Source organism: Bradyrhizobium quebecense (assembly GCF_013373795.3).
Taxonomy (GTDB): Bacteria; Pseudomonadota; Alphaproteobacteria; order Rhizobiales; family Xanthobacteraceae; genus Bradyrhizobium; species Bradyrhizobium quebecense.
Genome location: NZ_CP088022.1, coordinates 1614776 through 1634566, shown reverse-complemented (window position 1 = coordinate 1634566; position 19791 = coordinate 1614776). Strand labels below are relative to the sequence as shown.

Genomic DNA, 19791 nt, shown 5'->3' with positions numbered 1-19791 from the left:
CGCATCCGTACATCACCGAGTTGCGCGAGCCGCGCGCAGCCATCAGTATGAACCCAACCAACGCAACTGCAGAGGGAAAGCCAATGTGGAGGTCGGTCGGCTGCGTCTTGTTGCTGCTGGCGACGACGAGCGCAGCGATAGCTGGACCTTCAAGGTTCACCTGTGACGCGCCACGAGGCAAACGGGTTGAGGTTGCCCCCTCAGGCAAAGGCAGTGACGTTCAGTGGGTCGATGACGATCTGGATACGGTCCGGCCATCCGTCGTGATCGATGGCGAGACCTTCTCGGTCACCTGGGGGACGTCCGTCGCGACGGAAGGCAAGGGAGCCAAGCTCACCACCTATGTCTTTGCCGCGGCGCACCGTACTGCTGCGTCGATTTTTGCGACCCGCGTCGACGAGACCACGGCCGAGATCTTCCGGTTCTATTTTGCCAGCAAGTCGCTCTACAAGCTGACGAGCCGGCTGGGGGCCCCCTCGCCCGACGCCAAGCCTACGCCCTTCGTTGCGACCTATCTGGCGACCTGCCGTGAGCAGGAGAGCGCGGCCGGCCGTTAAGACGGACTTAACTGACCTTTGCTGTTCCGGTCGCCGGTGTTGCTGGATGGTACCAGCCCGACCGGTCACTGAACCGCCGCCAAATCGTTGAATTTTAATAAAAAACCAAATATTTCCGACCACTGACCCCCTATCCCGCCGCCCCACTTAGACCGGCTGTGTGGCTGAAATGTCATAGGTTACGGAACCGCCCGCTGTTAGCTTTCGTCAGATTCTACGTAATAATTTTTGTGTGTAGGGGCGGGGATTATGAAATCGGCATACACGGTCATCGCGTGCCTCTGCCTGGCGGCAACGCCAGCATGTGCCGAGGTTTTTTCCATTAACGATGCGTTGCGCCAGGCAATGCAGACCAATCCGGGCGTCGGTGAAGCTTCCGCAAATCGCCGGGCCACCGAAAGCGAACTGCGACAGACTCAGAGCACGCTGCTGCCGCAGGTGCGCGTTGACGCCAGCTACGGACCGGAAAAATTCGATCAGCCGCCGGGCTTCATCTCCCCGTCCATTCAGGCGCCGACTGTGGGTGCAGGACCGTGGCGCAATGGTAGCCAGGAATCGGTGGTCGTTCGCCAGCTGCTCTGGGATGGCTTCTCGTCGATCTACGACGTCTGGCGCCAGACCGCGCGCGTCAATGCGGCGGCCTCCCGCGTCAAGGAACGAACCGAGCTGCTGGCCCTCGACGCCGCCGAAGGTTACATGGACGTCGTGCGCTATATCCGGCTGGTGAGCCTTGCCCAGCAAAACGTCGCCAATCACGAGAAGATCTTTGCAAACGTGAACTCCCGCTTCTCGGGCGGCCGGGCCGGCGAAGGCGACCTGGAGCAAGCGCGCGAGCGCGTCGAGAGTGCCCGCGCGGCACTCGCAGAATTCCAGCGCAGCCTCGACGATGCCAGGGCGAAGTACCGTAAGGTTGTCGGGCTTGAGCCGATCAATGTTCGCTTCCCGAGCCCTCTCGCAGGTTTGCCGCACAGCCGCGACGAAGCGCTGGCGACCACCCTCCGGTTCAACTCGACGATTGCGGCGGCACAGTCCGACGCCGACGCCGCCAAGCATGCGTTCAAGGCCACCGACGGAACGTTCGGCCCGAAGTTCTATCTCGAGGGACGGGCAACCCACTACGACAACTCGTTCCCCTACGTGGCGGCCACCGGAACCCCCGCCGTTACGCATGAGGACTACAGCGGCAAGGTAGTGATGTCGTGGGACATCTTCCGCGGCGGCCAGGATGCCTGGAACAGGTCGGAGAAGGCCGAGCGCTTTACCGAGGCCACGATGCGCCACGCGCGCTTGCAGCGCGACGCCTATGAATCGATCGACAAGGCGTGGAATGCCCGTACGATTACGGCCACACGCATCGCGGCTCTGACGCGCCAGCTGGAAGCGGACCGGAAGACCATCGCGGCCTTCCAGAAAGAATACGAGCTCGGTCAGCGCTCGCTGATCGATCTCCTGAACGCCCAGAATCAGTTCTTCAACGCGTCGGTCTCGCTCACCTCCGCCCGCAGCGTCGTCGTGTTCGCCGACTATCAGCTGCTGGCTGCGATGGGGACCTTGATCGAATATCTGAAGGCTCCGCCGCCGGTCGACGCAGCGCCCACCGACATGCTTTCGATTGGGCTGCCGCGCTACTCGTTCCCCACCCTCCGCGTGAACCTGCCGCAGACCGGGTCCGAGCCGCTGCGCGTCGCCGTCCCGGCCCCCGTCACCTCAGTCCGCCCCGCCAAGGGCTACAAAGAAGGCTATGCGGCAGCTCAGCCCAAGGATACCGGCTTTGCCGACCGCTTCACCGGCTCGACCACGACCGCCGCCGTGCCCGGCTCCGCGGAATGGATGCAGCAGCAAAAGAGCGCTGCGGACGGCCCGAATGTCATCTACGCGGATCCGTCGGTCACGGCGAATGCGAGTTCCTATGCGTCGACAAAGCCCCACTGGCTGCTGTCGGCATTCCCGAGTTCCGCTCAATAGAAGCCGTCAGCCAACATCAGGACTGCAGAAAGGGCCCCAAACGGGGCCCTTTCGATTCCGTATTAATACTTAAAGCAAGTTTCGCTGATTTTGTTCGCTGTTTGTTGTAGTCTGCACGAAATCATCGAATGCGAATTCTGCATCTCCATTTTGATTATCGAGGTTTCAGTTGCTTTTTCGGACCCCCAGCACGGCGGTTGACGCCGGACGCCCCTCGCCGGAAGAATCGACTTCAAAGCCTGCCGCGACAAGCCGGCCAAGCGCGCTTGGCGATGATGCCCTCACCGCGTCGTTGACTTACCTCGCGGCTTATCACGGCCGCGCTGTAAGCCGCGAAGCTCTTCTCGGGGGACTTCCGATCCTGGACGGACGCTTGTCCGTTTCGCTCTACGACCGTGCGGCCAGACGCGCGGGTCTGGAGACCGAGGCCGTCAAGCGCGACATTTCGGACATTCCCGCGCTTGTCCTGCCGGCCGTCCTCATCATGAAGGACGGCGCTGCGCTCATCCTCCTTGGAGTGGACGCAGCGAACAATGCGATCAAGATCGTTGATCCGGCGACGCCGAACACCCCGCGCGTCGTCGAAATCCGCTCGCTCGCTGCGGACTATACCGGCTACGCGTTTCTGGTGAGAAGCGCTGCGCAGGCCAATGCGCGCGCCGTAGCCGCGGGAGACATCCCCACGAGCCATTGGTTCTGGTCGGTCGTTAAGACGCATTGGCGCAGTTACGGGCACATCGCGTTGGCTGCCTTTCTGACCAACATCCTCGCGCTGGCGACGCCGCTGTTCACGATGAGCGTCTATGACCGCGTCATCCCCAACGGGGCGATCCCCTCGCTGATCGCGCTCTCGATCGGCATGGGGCTCGGCATCGTTTTCGATTTCGTCTTTCGCATGGTCCGCAGCCGCATGATCGACGTGACCGGCAAGACCATCGACGTCGTGCTCGCCGCCAACATCTTCGAGCATGTGATGTCCGTGAAGATGGCGCAGCGGCCGACCTCCGTGGGCATCCTCGCCAATCAGCTCCGGGACTTCGACTCGGTGCGCGAGTTCTTCACGTCCGGAAGCGTTGTTTCGGCGACGGACCTGCTGTTTGCCATCCTGTTTGTCGGCGTGCTGTTCATCATCGCCGGACCGCTGGCCTTGATCCCGCTGATCATGCTGCCGATCGTGATGCTGATCGGCTTCCTGCTGCAACGCCCGCTCGATCGCGCAATGAAGCGCCTGCAGGCCGAATCCGCCGCCCGGCACGGTGTGCTCGTCGAGTCCCTGTCCGGTCTCGAAACCGTCCGCGCGACCGGCGCCGAGGCCCGCATGCAGACCTTGTGGGAACGTTCGGTCGCGGCGACCGCCCGCTCGGGTGAGGACGTTCACTTCTGGTCGTCGATGTCGCTGACGAGCGCGAGCACGGCCCAGCAGATCACGAGCCTGCTCCTCGTCATCGTCGGCATTTTCCTGATCCTCGACGGCAAGCTGAGCGTCGGCGCGCTGGTCGCCGCAAACATGCTCGCCGGCCGCATTCTGGCGCCGATCGCCGGCATCGCCTCCGTGATCACCAAGGGAACGCAGACGCTGACGTCCCTCAAGGCAATCGACCGCATCATGTCGATCGAGCGCGAGCGTTCGCCGACCCGATCCTATGTCGCAAGACGGATCGACGACGGCAAGATCGCCTTCGAGAACGTGTCGTTCGCCTACCCCAACGCGCCGGGCAACGCGCTCGAAAAGGTCAGTTTCAAGATCGAAGGCGGAGAAAAGGTCGGCATCATCGGCCGGGTCGGGTCCGGCAAGACCACGGTCGGCAGGCTGCTGCTCGGATTTTACGAGCCGAAGGAAGGCCGTATCATGGTCGATGGCGTGGACTCGCGCCAATACGATCCTTCGGATCTGCGCGCCGGCATCGGCTTTGCGATGCAGGATACCGACCTGTTCTTCGGCAAGCTGCGCGACAACATCGCCCTCGGCAAGCCGGAGGCGACCGACGAGGAAATCCTGCTTGCCGCACGGCTCTCCGGCGTCGAGAGCTTCATCGCCGGCCACCCGATGGGCTATGACATGCCCATCTCGGAAGGCGGCCGCAGCCTGTCGGGCGGCCAGAAGCAGGCGATCGGGCTCGCCCGCGTCCTGATCCGCAAGCCGCGCGTGCTCTTCCTCGATGAGCCGACCGCGCACTTCGATATTCGCAGCGAGCAGGAGTTCCTTGAACGCCTCAAGGGACTCCGTGACGAGCGCATGACCATCATCATTTCGACCCATCGTCTGTCATTGCTGAACATGGTCGATCGCCTGCTGCTGTTCGACAACGGCCGCCTGGTTGCCGACGGCCCGCGCGACAAGGTGCTTGCCCTTCTCCAGGGAAAGCCCGCGTCCACGGCGCCGGCACCCGAGAATACGATCCAGCCGAAATCTGCATAACGAGCAACATATATTATGGCATCTTCCGATTTTGCATTTGCAAATGATATCCGGTCCGCGGCGCTGCTGCGCACGCCGCGCACCTCGCGCATGCTGCTGTGGACGTCCTGCGCGCTGCTTGGGACGTTTCTGATCTGGGCTCACTTTGCAGTGCTGGATGAGGTCAAGCGCGGCAGCGGTCGCGTCGTGCCGTCGCGGCAGATGCAGGTGGTCCAATCGCTCGAAGGCGGCATCGTCGGCGACATCCTGGTGCGGGAAGGCGACATCGTTCAGCAGGGCCAGTCCCTGATGCGCATCGAAGACACGAAGTTCGCCTCCGAGTTCGGCGAAATCCGCGAGCGCCGCGCGGCGGCGGCGGCGCGGGTGGCCCGCCTCGAGGCCGAGGCGCGCGGACGAAGCGAGATCAGCTTTCCGGATGAAATCGACAAGGTGGTTCCTGCCGCCGTCGCGACCGAGGCCAGCGTGTTCAAGATGCGGGCCCAGAAGGTCGCGCAGGACATCGACGTCCTCAATCAGCAGGTCACTCGCCTCAGCGGCTCCCTCAAGCTCCTGGAACGCGAGCAGACCCTGACCCGCAGGCTCTATGATCAGAAGGTCGTACCAGAGATCGAAATGCTGCGGCTTGACCGACAGGCAACCGAGATGAAGGGACAGCTGGCGGAGGCGCAATCGAAGATCGCGAACATCACCACGTCCTTCCGCTCGCAGGCCGATGAGGACCTCGCCAAATCGCGTGGCGACCTCGCCGTCCTCGATGAGAACATCAAATCCGCCCAGGACCGGGTGCGCCGCACCGACCTGAAGGCGCCGGTCCACGGCATCGTCAACAAACTGAACGTCAGCACCATCGGCGCCGTCGTGGCGCCCGGCGCCAACCTGATGGATATCGTGCCTCTGGACGACACGCTGCTGGTCGAAGGCCGGATTCGTCCCCAGGACATCGCCTTTATCCGTCCCAACCAGGACGCGGTGGTGAAGATCAGCGCCTATGATTCCTCGGTCTATGGATCGCTGAAGGGCAAGGTCGAGCGCATCAGCGCCGATACGATCGTCGACGACAAGGCGGAGAAGACCGAACGTCAGGAGACCTTCTATCGGGTCATGGTACGCACCGATAAGAACCATCTCGGCAGCGAGCAGCATCCGCTGCCGATCATTCCGGGAATGGTGACCACGGTCGAAGTGCTGACCGGCGAGAAGTCCGTGCTGGACTACATCGTCAAGCCCGCTCGGCTGCTGCGTGACGAGGCCCTGCGCGAACGCTGATCGGGGCCCCGGAGTGCGTGGTTAACCGATCATGACCTGCGGTCGTTCAATTTCGAACGAACCGGCAAACCCTGGATTGACCGCCTTCCCGACAATCCAGGAGCAGCCCCCTCCACTTAACTCTGCTTAAGCGGCCCAGGCGCCAGTCTGCGTCCCGATAACAGCGGGGAGGCAGATCGACGCACAGACGTTGACGGTCCCCGACATTGGGGACGTCATTATGAAGTCGCTGAAGATTGCTTCGTCGGCGGTCATCGCCGTGGCTGCATTTTCAATAAGTCTTTGCGCAGCGTCGTCCGCGTTTGCCGCGGACGAGCTGCCTCTCGGCAATCCCGCCGGCGAGCTCGCGCCGGCCTCGGATGCCGCATCGAACCGCCCGCCTGCCACCTTCTTCACCATCACCGACGTGCTGGCCAAGCTCGACCGGCAGCGCGGCCGTGGTCCGAACGCCATTCGCACCGCCGCGCTCGCGCCGCTGAATACGGCGACCGACGCACTTCCCGCGGCGAAGCCGCTGCCGCCCGTTGGCGCCGAGCCGTTCGGCCTGTTCACCTTCCGCGCACCGGAAAACGGCCTGTGGCGCAAATGGCGCGGCCTCGAATCCGATCTCGCAAGGGAGCAGACCGTCCTCGAGCATTGCCGGGAGAACGCCGCCGGTTGCCCGCCCAATGCCGCGCAATTCCTGCGCCTGATCAACGCGGTCAAATCCAGATCCGGACGCGACCGGCTGGATGAGGCAAACCGCGCCGTCAACCAGGCGATCCGCTATGTCAGCGACTTCGCGCAGCACGGCGAAGCCGACCGCTGGACGGCTCCGCTCGCCACCTTTGCCACCGGCAAGGGCGATTGCGAGGACTACGCGATCGCAAAATACATCGCGCTCAGCGAAGCCGGCTTCCCGCGCGAGGAGCTGCGCCTGGTGCTCGGCCGCGATCGCGCCATCCGCCAGGATCATGCCGTGTTGGTAGCGCGGCTGGACGGCCATTGGCTGATCCTGGACAGCCGCCGTTCCGAGCTGATCGACGACGGCGACCTCGACAACTTCACGCCGATGTTTGCGATCAACGAGCACGGCGTCCAGCTGTTTGCCGCCCCCTACGCCAAGCGGCTTCCGCTGGGCGACGAGCTCGACGCGGCACCGGCGGCTGCCAATGCGGCGGACGCCGAGTGGACCGGCGCGGAGCAGCTCGACGCCGCAAGCCCGCTCCCCGGCTTCTTGCCCGTGCTGATGTAACGGCACGCGGGCAAAAACAAACCCCGTCGAAGATTCGACGGGGTTTGCAGAACTTGTCAGGGCCGATCAGTAGGCGTGAACGTTTGCCGCGGCCGGCACCCCGGTGCTGACGTGAGCAAGGTCCACCCTGTCGGCGCCGGTGCCGCTGGCCGAATACCACAGTTCATGGGTCGTGTTGTTGAACACGAACTCCTTGCCTGTACCGCCATTCCACGTTGCGGCGTTGGTCTCGTCGCCGACATGGAAGTTGGCCGCGGCGACGGTCGACGCCTGGCCGATCGACAGGTTGTCGCCGAGGTTGACGAAGATCTGGTCGGACAGCGCGTTGAAGTTGTTGATGGTGTCGTGTCCGCCGCCATTGAGCGTCAGGACGAAGGTGTCGTTGCCGGCACCGCCGTTCAGGATGTCGTTGCCGGCACCACCGTCGAGGAAGTTGCCGCCGGCGGCGAGGCCGGTCAGGGTGTCATTGCCGCTGCCGCCGAGAATGCCCTCGATCCCGCTGTAGGTATCGCCCTGGGCCGTGCCACCAGTACCGGTACCGGTCTGCAGGTTGACTGTGACACCGGTCGTATCGTCGCGGTAGTCGACGATATCCATGCCGCCGCCACCAACAATAGTGTCGATGTGCGAGCTGGTCGCGATGACGTCGGCGGTCGCACCGCCCGTCAGCGTGAAGTTGCCGCTCGAATCGCCGGCGACGACGTGAATACCCAGCGTGGACGACGTCGTATGGTCGCCATCGCCATCCGTCGCCACGATCCCGAACGACAGGTTCTGATCGGACGGCAGAACCGTCTGCGACACGTCGGCCGCCGTCAAGCGAATGGATTCGCCAGGCGTGCTTCCGGTGATTTGAAGGGAATTGAACGAGATCGTCGGGTCGATCAGCAGATGCCCCGTCGCATCCACCGACGCCGTCCCGGATTGCGTCGTGCCATGCACGGTGTCAGTCGCAGTCCAGGATACCGAATCCCCCACGTTGCCGGAATTGACGCTGAAGTTCACGGAGTCCACGAACTGCGGATTCGAGTTCGGCGGGTTATCAACGCCGATCCCTGTGCCCGGAACGTGGAACTCCATATTGAACGTTTCGCCAAAGTTCAGGAAGTTGTTCCCGACGCCGAAGCCTTGCGTCGAGGAGTTGACGAAGCCAGCCGAGAAGAATTCGATGCTGCCATCGGCAAGTTCGGCCCACGTAACGTGTCCGCTGGTCAGGCCGAGGAGTGAATCGGTGACGACAGTCGACGCCTGCGGATGAAGCAGGTCGAACGTGTAGGTGCCGTCCTCGAACACCTTCAGATCGAACACCTGCGTCGCGCCGGCCGACCCGATCAGCTCCGTGCCGATCGCGTGACCGCTGGCATCGGTCAACGCGACCGTCGAGTAGGTGATGCCCGTAATGCTCGGACCGGTGAGCGTGAAACCGCCGAATCCGTCGGCGCCGAAGTTAACGGCGAAGGTGCCGTTCACCGAGCCGATGTCGTTCGGCAGCGTCCCGTTGACGAATGCGCCGAGCGTCGGGCCGTCGTCGAGGAAGCTGATGTGGGTGCCGATGTCGGCGGAAGCCGACGTATGATCACCGTCGGAATCGGTCATCGTGACAGTCGCACCGATCTTGCCGGCCGCCAGCGAAACAGCGTCGTTGGGGTTGGTGGTGTCGGGCTGGTGGAGCGAGAGGTACTCCGCCACATAGAGCTGACCGGTCGCCGGATCGATGGCGATCGCAAACGCCACCTTGTTGCTCAGGCTGGGATTGGCGGCATCGACGCCGGCCGTACCGATGATCCGGCCGCTGGCGTCGAGCGACAGCGTGATGGCTGTGCCGTCCGTCAGGGTCAGGCCAGACGCGGCATTCAGTACGGTCAGGGCGTAGGTCGTCGTGCCCGGACCATCCGCCCCGTAGCTGCCACCGGTCAAGGTCAGGATGCTGCTGGCACCCGTGGAGGCAAAGCTGAGCGCACCGTTGTCCAGCACCGCGGACGATACGTCGGTATCGGTGCCCGCGTTCGCGACGGTCGCAAACAGTCCGGCAACCGTATTCGCCACGCCGTTGAACGTGATCGCGGTCGAGCCAAGAACGTCGCTCGCGCCACTGACCGTCTGAACGCCGGGCGTCTCGTCCACGCCCACCGTCGCCGCACTCACCGTCAGCGTCGGTGCCTTCGGACCATCGTCGCCGAACTCGATCTGGTGACCGATGTCGATCGAGGCCGAGGCCGTGACCGTCTTGTCGCCTTCACTGTCGGTGGTGAACGCGCTTGCCTTCAGATCGATCAGGTTCGCAGCCAGCTGCTTCACATCATTGATGTAGGAGCCGCTGTAGGTATCGGTCTGCGAATGGTCGATTGATTCGAACTGCGTCAGCGTCACGATGCCTGTGGTGAGACCGACGCTTAGTGTGAACGCCGTGTTGCCGGCGTTGATGCCGGCCTGTGTGGCCGACGTCGAACCGGTCACGATGCCGGTCACGCTGTCGAGATACAGGAAGATCGTGCTGCCGGCATGGGTCAGACCGCTGGCGCTGCCATTGGCCACGCCGGCGTGCAGGCCGATCGAGTAGTTGATCGTCGTCGCACCGGCGCCGTCGGCGCCGTACAGGTTGGTATTGCCGAAGGTGAACGCACCGGAGAAGTTCTCGGTCGCGATCGTCGCCGACGGGTTGGTGTCGTGGATATCCTGGGTGCCGACGAAATTGCCGCCGGCCAGGCCGCCGTCGAACGTCAGCAGCACCGGCGCCGTGAAGGCCGCGAGCGTCACCGTCGGGGTCTGCGGACCGTCGTCACCGAACTGGATCTGGTGGCCGACGTCCACCGAAGCCGAAGCCGTGACCGTCTTGTCGCCTTCGCTGTCGGTCGTGAACGCGCTTGCCTTCAGATCGATCAGGTTCGCAGCCAGCTGCTTCACATCATTGATGTAGGAGCCGCTGTAGGTATCGGTCTGCGTATGGTCGATCGACTCCAGCTGGGTCAGCGTCACGATGCCTGTGGTCAGACCGACGCTCAGCGTGAACACCGTGTTGCCCGCGTTGATGCCGACCTGCGTCGCCGAGGTCGAACCGGTCACGATGCCGGTCACGCTGTCGAGATACAGGAAGATCGTGCTGCCGGCATGGGTCAGACCGCTGGCGCTGCCATTGGCGACGCCGCTGTGAAGGCCGAGCGTGTAGTTGATCGTCGTCGCGCCGGCACCATCGGCGCCGTACAGGTTGGTATTGCCGATGGTGAACGCACCCGAGAAGTTCTCGGTCGCGATCGTCGCCGATGCATTGGTGTCGTGGATATCCTGGGTGCCAGTGAAGTTGCCGCCGGCAAGACCGCCGTCGAAGGTCAGCAGCACCGGCGCCGTGAAGGCCGCGAGCGTCACCGTCGGGGTCTGCGGACCGTCGTCACCGAACTGGATCTGGTGGCCGACGTCCACCGAAGCCGAAGCCGTGACGGTCTTGTCGCCCTCGCTGTCGGTGGTGAACGCGCTTGCCTTCAGATCGATCAGGTTCGCCGCAAGCTGCTTGATGTCGTTGATGTACGAACCGCTGTAGGTGTCGGTCTGCGTATGGTCGATCGACTCGAGCTGCGTCAGCGTCACGATGCCGGTGGTGAGACCAACGCTCAGCGTGAACACGGTATTGCCGGCGTTGATGCCGACCTGCGTCGCCGAGGTCGAACCGGTCACAACACCGGTGACGCCGTCAAGATACAGGAAGATCGTGCTGCCGGCATGGGTCAGCCCGCTGGCGCTGCCATTGGCCACGCCGGCGTGCAGGCCGAGCGTATAGTTGATCGTCGTCGCGCCGGCGCCATCGGCGCCGTACAGGTTGGTATTGCCGATGGTGAACGCACCGGAGAAGTTCTCGGTCGCGATCGTCGCCGACGGGTTGGTGTCGTGGATATCCTGGGTGCCGGTGAAGTTGCCGCCGGCCAGGCCACCGTCGAACGTCAGCAGCACCGGTGCCGTGAACGCCGCCAGCGTCACCGTCGGGGTCTGCGGGCCGTCGTCACCGAACTGGATCTGGTGACCGACATCGACGGAGGCCGAAGCCGTGACCGTCTTGTCGCCCTCGCTGTCGGTGGTGAAGGCGCTTGCCTTCAGGTCGATCAAGTTGGCCGCAAGCTGCTTGATGTCGTTGATGTACGAGCCGCTGTAGGTGTCGGTCTGCGTATGATCGATCGACTCGAGCTGCGTCAGCGTCACGATGCCGGTGGTGAGGCCGACGCTCAGCGTGAACACCGTGTTGCCGGCATTGATGCCGCCCTGCGTGGCCGAGGTCGAACCGGTCACAACACCGGTGACGCCGTCGAGATACAGGAAGATCGTGCTGCCCGCATGGGTCAGCCCGCTGGCGCTGCCATTGGCCACGCCGGCGTGCAGGCCGAGCGTGTAGTTGATCGTGGTCGCGCCGGCGCCGTCAGCGCCGTACAGATTGGTATTGCCGATGGTGAACGCACCCGAGAAGTCCTCGGTCGCGATCGTCGCCGACGCATTGGTATCGTGGATATCCTGGGTGCCGGTGAAGTTGCCGCCGGCCAGGCCGCCGTCGAACGTCAGCAGCACCGGTGCCGTGAACGCCGCCAGCGTCACCGTCGGGGTCTGCGGGCCGTCGTCACCGAACTGGATCTGGTGGCCGACATCGACCGAAGCCGAGACCGTGACGGTCTTGTCGCCTTCGCTGTCGGTGGTGAAGGCGCTTGCCTTCAGGTCGATCAGGTTGGCCGCAAGCTGCTTGATGTCGTTGATGTACGAACCGCTGTAGGTATCGGTCTGCGTATGGTCGATCGACTCGAGCTGGGTCAGCGTCACGATGCCGGTGGTGAGACCGACGCTCAGCGTGAATACCGTGTTGCCCGCCGCAATGCCGCCCTGCGTCGCCGAAGTCGAACCGGTCACGATGCCGGTCAAGCTGTCGAGATACAGGAAGATCGTGCTGCCCGCATGGGTCAGGCCGCTGGCGCTGCCATTGGCCACGCCGGCATGCAGGCCGAGCGTGTAGTTGATCGTGGTCGCGCCGGCACCATCGGCGCCGTACAGGTTGGTATTGCTGATGGTGAACGCGCCGGAGAAGTCCTCGGTCGCGATCGTCGCCGACGGGTTGGTGTCGTGGATATCCTGCGTGCCCACGAAGTTGCCGCCGGGCAAGCCGCCATCAAACGTCAGCAGCACCGGTGCCGTGAACGCGGCCAGCGTCACCGTCGGGGTCTGCGGGCCGTCGTCGCCGAACTCGATCTGGTGGCCGACATCGACCGATGCCGAAGCCGTGACCGTCTTGTCGCCTTCGCTGTCGGTGGTGAACGCGCTTGCCGTCAGGTCGACGAGGTTCGCCGTGATCTGCTGGATGTCGCTGATGTAGGAGCCGTTGTAGGTGTCGGTCTGCGAGTGGTCGATCGACTCCAGCTGGGTCAGCGTCACGATGCCGGTGGTGAGGCCGACGCTCAGCGTGAACACCGTATTGCCGGCGTTGATGCCGCCTGCCGTGGCCGAGGTCGAGCCGGTGATCACACCGCCGACATCGTACAGGAAGATCGTGCTGCCGGCATGGGTCAGCCCGCTGGCGCTGCCGTCGGCGACGCCGGTGTGCAAACCGACCGTGTAGTTGATCGTGGTCGCGCCGGCACCGTCGGCGCCGTACAGGTTGGTATTGCCGAAGGTGAACGCACCGGAGAAGTTCTCGGTCGCGATCGTCGCCGACGGGTTGGTGTCGTGGATATCCTGGGTGCCGACGAAATTGCCGCCGGCCAGGCCGCCGTCGAACGTCAGCAGCACGGGTGCCGTGAACGCCGCCAGCGTCACCGTCGGGGTCTGCGGGCCATCGTCACCGAACTCGATCTGGTGGCCGACATCGACCGAGGCCGTGGCCGTGACCGACTTGTCGCCCTCGCTGTCGGTGACGAACCCGCTCGCCGTCAGGTCGATCAAGTTGGCCGCAAGCTGCTTGACGTCGTTGATGTAGGAGCCGTTGTAGGTATCGGTCTGCGAGTGGTCGATCGACTCGAGCTGGGTCAGCGTCACGATGCCGGTGGTGAGGCCCACGCTCAGCGTGAACACCGTGTTGCCGGCGTTGATGCCGCCCGCAGTCGCCGAGGTCGAACCGGTGATCACACCGCCGACATCGTACAGGAAGATGGTGCTGCCGGCATGGGTCAGGCCGCTGGCGCTGCCGTCGGCGACGCCGGTGTGCAAGCCGAGCGTGTAACTGATGGTCGTGGATCCAGCACCATCCGCACCGTACAGGCTGGTGTTGCCGATCGTGAACGCACCGGAGAAGTCCTCGGTCGCGATCGTCGCCGACGCATTGGTATCGTGGATATCCTGCGTGCCCACGAAGTTGCCGCCGGCCAGGCCGCCGTCGAACGTCAGCAGCACCGGTGCGTTGAACGCCGCCAGCGACGCTGTCGGCGCCTGCGGGCCGTCATCACCGAACTGGATCTGGTGGCCGACATCGACCGACGCCGAGACCGTGACCGTCTTGTCGCCTTCGCTGTCGGTGGTGAACGCGCTCGCCGTCAGGTCGACGAGGTTCGCAGCCAGCTGCTTGATATCGTTGATGTAGGAGCCGTTGTAGGTATCGGTCTGCGAGTGGTCGATCGACTCCAGCTGGGTCAGCGTCACGATGCCGGTGGTGAGGCCGACGCTCAGCGTGAACACCGTATTGCCGGCATTGATGCCGCCCGCGGTAGCCGAGGTCGAACCGGTAATCACACCGCCGACGTCGTACAGGAAGATCGTGCTGCCGGCATGGGTCAGGCCGCTCGCGCTGCCGTCGGCGACGCCGGCGTGCAGGCCGACCGTATAGTTGATCGTGGTCGCGCCGGCGCCGTCGGCGCCGTACAGGTTGGTATTGCCGATCGTGAACGCGCCGGAGAAGTCCTCGGTCGCGATCGTCGCCGACGCATTGGTGTCGTGGATATCCTGCGTGCCGGTGAAGTTGCCGCCGGGCAAGCCGCCATCAAACGTCAGCAGTACCGGCGCCGTGAAGGCCGCCAGCGTCACCGTCGGGGTCTGCGGGCCATCGTCACCGAACTGGATCTGGTGGCCGACATCGACCGACGCCGAAGCCGTGACCGTCTTGTCGCCTTCGCTGTCGGTGACGAACGCGCTCGCCGTCAGGTCGACGAGGTTCGCCGCGATCTGCTGGACGTCGTTGATGTAGGAGCCGTTGTAGGTGTCGGTCTGCGTATGGTCGATCGACTCCAGCTGCGTCAGCGTCACGATGCCGGTGGTGAGACCCACGCTCAGCGTGAACACCGTATTGCCGGCGTTGATGCCGCCTGCGGTGGCCGAGGTCGAGCCGGTGATCACACCGCCGACGTCGTACAGGAAGATCGCACTGCCGGCGTGGGTCAGCCCGCTGGCGCTGCCGTCGGCGACGCCGGCGTGCAGGCCGACCGTGTAGTTGATCGTGGTCGCACCGGGACCGTCGGCACCATAGAGATTGGTGTTGCCGATGGTGAACGCACCGGAGAAGTCCTCGGTTGCGATCGTCGCCGATGCATTGGTGTCGTGGATATCCTGGGTGCCCACGAAGTTGCCGCCGGCCAGACCGCCGTCGAACGTCAGCAGCACGGGTGCCGTGAACGCCGCCAGCGTCACCGTCGGGGTCTGCGGACCGTCGTCACCGAACTGGATCTGGTGGCCGACATCGACCGACGCCGAGGCCGTGACCGTCTTGTCGCCTTCGCTGTCGGTGACGAACCCGCTCGCCGTCAGGTCGACTAGGTTCGCCGCGATCTGCTGGACGTCGTTGATGTAGGAGCCGTTGTAGGTATCGGTCTGCGAGTGGTCGATCGACTCCAGCTGCGTCAGCGTCACGATGCCGGTGGTGAGGCCGACGCTCAGCGTGAACACCGTATTGCCGGCGTTGATGCCGCCTGCGGTGGCCGAGGTCGAGCCGGTGATCACACCGCCGACGTCGTACAGGAAGATCGTGCTGCCGGCATGGGTCAGGCCGCTCGCGCTGCCGTCGGCGACGCCGGCGTGCAGGCCGACCGTATAGTTGATCGTGGTCGCGCCGGGACCGTCGGCACCATAGAGATTGGTGTTGCCGATGGTGAACGCACCGGAGAAGTCCTCGGTCGCGATCGTCGCCGATGCATTGGTGTCGTGGATATCCTGCGTGCCGGTGAAGTTGCCGCCGGCGAGACCGCCGTCGAAGGTCAACAGCACCGGCGCCGTGAAGGCCGCCAGCGTCACCGTCGGGGTCTGCGGACCGTCGTCACCGAACTCGATCTGGTGGCCGACGTCGACCGACGCCGAGGCCGTGACGGTCTTGTCGCCCTCGCTGTCGGTGGTGAACGCGCTCGCCGTCAGGTCGACGAGGTTCGACGCGATCTGCTGGATGTCGTTGATGTAGGAGCCGTTGTAGGTGTCGGTCTGCGTATGGTCGATCGACTCCAGCTGCGTCAGCGTCACGATGCCGGTGGTGAGGCCCACGCTCAGCGTGAACACCGTATTGCCGGCGTTGATGCCGCCCGCGGTAGCCGAGGTCGAACCGGTAATCACACCGCCGACGTCGTACAGGAAGATCGTGCTGCCGGCATGGGTCAGGCCGCTCGCGCTGCCGTCGGCGACGCCGGCGTGCAGGCCGACCGTATAGTTGATCGTGGTCGCGCCGGGACCGTCGGCACCATAGAGATTGGTGTTGCCGATGGTGAACGCACCGGAGAAGTCCTCGGTCGCGATCGTCGCCGATGCATTGGTGTCGTGGATATCCTGCGTGCCGGTGAAGTTGCCGCCGGCGAGACCGCCGTCGAAGGTCAACAGCACCGGCGCCGTGAAGGCCGCCAGCGTCACCGTCGGGGTCTGCGGACCGTCGTCACCGAACTCGATCTGGTGGCCGACGTCGACCGACGCCGAGGCCGTGACGGTCTTGTCGCCCTCGCTGTCGGTGGTGAACGCGCTCGCCGTCAGGTCGACGAGGTTCGACGCGATCTGCTGGATGTCGTTGATGTAGGAGCCGTTGTAGGTGTCGGTCTGCGTATGGTCGATCGACTCCAGCTGCGTCAGCGTCACGATGCCGGTGGTGAGGCCCACGCTCAGCGTGAACACCGTATTGCCGGCGTTGATGCCGCCCGCGGTAGCCGAGGTCGAACCGGTAATCACACCGCCGACGTCGTACAGGAAGATCGTGCTGCCGGCATGGGTCAGGCCGCTCGCGCTGCCGTCGGCGACGCCGGCGTGCAGGCCGACCGTATAGTTGATCGTGGTCGCGCCGGCGCCGTCGGCGCCGTACAGGTTGGTATTGCCGATCGTGAACGCGCCGGAGAAGTCCTCGGTCGCGATCGTCGCCGACGCATTGGTGTCGTGGATATCCTGCGTGCCGGTGAAGTTGCCGCCGGGCAAGCCGCCATCAAACGTCAGCAGTACCGGCGCCGTGAAGGCCGCCAGCGTCACCGTCGGGGTCTGCGGGCCATCGTCACCGAACTGGATCTGGTGGCCGACATCGACCGACGCCGAAGCCGTGACCGTCTTGTCGCCTTCGCTGTCGGTGACGAACGCGCTCGCCGTCAGGTCGACGAGGTTCGCCGCGATCTGCTGGACGTCGTTGATGTAGGAGCCGTTGTAGGTATCGGTCTGCGAGTGGTCGATCGACTCCAGCTGGGTCAGCGTCACGATGCCGGTGGTGAGACCCACGCTCAGCGTGAACACCGTATTGCCGGCGTTGATGCCGCCTGCGGTGGCCGAGGTCGAGCCGGTGATCACACCGCCGACGTCGTACAGGAAGATCGCACTGCCGGCGTGGGTCAGCCCGCTGGCGCTGCCGTCGGCGACGCCGGCGTGCAGGCCGACCGTGTAGTTGATCGTGGTCGCACCGGGACCGTCGGCACCATAAAGGTTGGTGTTACCGATCGTGAACGCACCGGAGAAGTCCTCGGTTGCGATCGTCGCCGATGCATTGGTGTCGTGGATATCCTGGGTGCCCACGAAGTTGCCGCCGGCCAGACCGCCGTCGAACGTCAGCAGCACGGGTGCCGTGAACGCCGCCAGCGTCACCGTCGGGGTCTGCGGGCCATCGTCACCGAACTGGATCTGGTGGCCGACATCGACCGACGCCGAAGCCGTGACCGTCTTGTCGCCTTCGCTGTCGGTGACGAACCCGCTCGCCGTCAGGTCGACGAGGTTCGCCGCGATCTGCTGGACGTCGTTGATGTAGGAGCCGTTGTAGGTATCGGTCTGCGAGTGGTCGATCGACTCCAGCTGGGTCAGCGTCACGATGCCGGTGGTGAGGCCGACGCTCAGCGTGAACACCGTATTGCCGGCGTTGATGCCGCCTGCGGTGGCCGAGGTCGAGCCGGTGATGACACCGCCGACGTCGTACAGGAAGATCGTGCTGCCGGCATGGGTCAGGCCGCTCGCGCTGCCGTCGGCGACGCCGGCGTGCAGGCCGACCGTATAGTTGATCGTGGTCGCGCCGGCGCCGTCGGCGCCGTACAGGTTGGTATTGCCGATCGTGAACGCGCCGGAGAAGTCCTCGGTCGCGATCGTCGCCGACGCATTGGTGTCGTGGATATCCTGGGTGCCGGTGAAATTGCCGCCGGCCAGACCGCCGTCAAACGTAAGCAGTTCTCCCGTCTTCGCCCCCGACACCGTCACCGTCGGGGTCTGCGGGCCGTCGTCGCCGAACCGGACGTTGCCACCCATATCCAGCAGCGCCGAGATCGTTGGGGACGAATCACCATCGCGGTCAGTGGTGATCGCGCTTGCCTTCAGGTCGATCAGGTTCGCAGCGAGCTGCTTGACGTCGTTGATGTAGGAGCCGTTGTAGGTATCGGTCTGCGAGTGGTCGATCGACTCAAGCTGCGTCAGCGTCACGACGCCGGTGGTGAGACCAACGCTCAGCGTGAACACGGTATTGCCGGCGTTGATGCCGCCTGCGGTGGCCGAGGTCGAGCCGGTGATCACACCGCCGACATCGTACAGGAAGATCGCGCTGCCCGCGTGGGTCAGCCCGCTGGCGCTGCCGTCCGTCACGCCGGTGTGGAAGCCCAGCGTGTAGTTGATCGTGGTCGCGCCGCCGTCGGCACCGGCAACGTTCAAATTGCCGAAGGTGAACGCCCCGGCGAAGCTCACCGATGCAACCGTCGGCGACGGGTTGGTATCCCCGGCCGTCTGCGCGCCGACGAAGTTGCCGCCGGCCAGGCCACCGTCAAAGGTCAGCGCGACCGGCTCAACTCCGGATACGGTCACCGTCGGGCTGACCGGGCCGTCGTCCAGGATCGTCAGATGCGAACCGACATCGGCAGTCGCGGTTGCGGACTGGCCGAAATTGTCTGTCACCGTCGCGGTCAGCGTGACCAGGCCGGACGCCAGTGTAATGCCTTCATTGAAGTCGCCGGGCGTTCCCTCGTGAACCGCGCGCAGATCCGTCAGCGTCACGTGACCCGTGGCATCAACTGCCACTGTGAAGACGAGATCGCCACCGATGGCCGTGCGTCCTTCGACGACGCCGGCTGCGTTGACCGTCAGCAGCACGTGCTGACCGGTCCCGGAATCGATCAGACCGGAGTCGGCATGCGGTGAACTAATGGACAGCGCATAGGTCAGCGATTGCTGGCCGCCCGGCACAATGACGTTAAACGACACCTGCACCGACGCGACCGTTGTCCCGGCGGGCCCCTGTCCCGAACCGGCAACGCCGCCGTTGGTCGCAGCGGTCAGGAAGCTCTCGTCGACGATCAGTTGCGGTACGAGACCGCCGGAAATGGTCGGAGGCGGAGCGATCCCGTTGAGCACAAAGCCGGGCGGCTGCTCTCCCGGCGGCAGAGGCGGTATCTCTTCCTGCGGCGCCAACGGATTTGTGGGCACAGGATCCAGCGGATCAACCGCGAACGGACTGAAGTTCGCACCGCTCGCCTGCGCGTTGCCGTTCGAGTTGCCGCCATTGTCGGCTGCGGGCAACACGGAGGAGTCCGTGCTGATCGGAAACAGGCTTGCAAACTCTTGCACCGAAACGTCGCGACCGGGCGCCATCTCGATTGTGACGTTGTTCTGCCCATCCGCGCGGGAGTCGAAGAACGGCTCAACCGTGACGGTCGACTGGTTGTCGAACAGGATGATCAGCTTTTCGCCGATATGAACCAGCGTGATCTTTTCATTTGCGATCGACGAAAAGTCGACCTTCGCTTTCTGGTCGTATCCAAGATTGACGACCACTGCCTGATCGGTCAGTGGCTTCGTCAGCTTGTAAATTCGTACGGGAGCCGAATTGGTGGAATTGCCGGTGCCGGTAGCCTGAGCGACCTGAAACGAACCCTGCATTATCAACTCCGCAAAATGCGATTAGAGGAAAAGTTGTAGAAAAATTTAGTTTTAGGCTATTGTTAACCCTCCCCCGGTCAAGAAATGTATTTGGTTAATCAATG

Annotated in this window: 6 protein-coding genes; 5 read left to right on the top strand and 1 reads right to left on the bottom strand. The window is 64.1% G+C overall.

The genetic code is table 11. From position 1 onward, the window contains the following. The first annotated feature begins 263 nt into the window (after positions 1–263). From HU230_RS07475 to HU230_RS07455, 5 genes are all read left to right on the top strand, one after another. Positions 264–557, top strand: coding sequence for a hypothetical protein (locus HU230_RS07475; protein WP_176532241.1), 294 nt, complete (start codon positions 264–266; stop codon positions 555–557). 249 nt (positions 558–806) lie between these two features. Then, on the top strand, positions 807–2522 hold the full coding sequence (locus HU230_RS07470) for a TolC family outer membrane protein (RefSeq protein ID WP_176532242.1): 1716 nt from the start codon (positions 807–809) through the stop codon (positions 2520–2522). Positions 2523–2814: 292 nt separating this feature from the next. Beyond that, entirely contained in the window at positions 2815–4941 is a 2127-nt protein-coding gene (locus tag HU230_RS07465; protein WP_234633854.1) for a type I secretion system permease/ATPase, read from the top strand. A 15-nt stretch (positions 4942–4956) separates the two neighbouring features. Then, on the top strand, positions 4957–6207 hold the full coding sequence (locus HU230_RS07460) for an HlyD family type I secretion periplasmic adaptor subunit (protein WP_176532244.1): 1251 nt from the start codon (positions 4957–4959) through the stop codon (positions 6205–6207). Positions 6208–6427: 220 nt separating this feature from the next. Further along, positions 6428–7441 (top strand): transglutaminase-like cysteine peptidase, encoded by a 1014-nt coding sequence (locus tag HU230_RS07455; protein WP_176532245.1) that lies wholly within the window; start codon positions 6428–6430, stop codon positions 7439–7441. A gap of 66 nt (positions 7442–7507) precedes the next feature. Here the strand turns inward: HU230_RS07455 and HU230_RS07450 are convergent, their stop codons facing one another. Continuing rightward, on the bottom strand, positions 7508–19687 hold the full coding sequence (locus tag HU230_RS07450) for a DUF5801 repeats-in-toxin domain-containing protein (RefSeq protein WP_176532246.1): 12180 nt from the start codon (positions 19685–19687) through the stop codon (positions 7508–7510). Positions 19688–19791 lie beyond the last annotated feature (104 nt).

What these genes read in the sequence shown, in the direction of transcription:
- HU230_RS07470 (WP_176532242.1), top strand. Translation starts at nt 807, where the DNA reads ATGAAATCGGCATACACGGTCATCGCGTGCCTCTGCCTGGCGGCAACG.
- HU230_RS07460 (WP_176532244.1), top strand. Translation starts at nt 4,957, where the DNA reads ATGGCATCTTCCGATTTTGCATTTGCAAATGATATCCGGTCCGCGGCG.
- HU230_RS07455 (WP_176532245.1), top strand. Translation starts at nt 6,428, where the DNA reads ATGAAGTCGCTGAAGATTGCTTCGTCGGCGGTCATCGCCGTGGCTGCA.
- HU230_RS07450 (WP_176532246.1), bottom strand. Translation starts at nt 19,687, where the DNA reads ATGCAGGGTTCGTTTCAGGTCGCTCAGGCTACCGGCACCGGCAATTCC.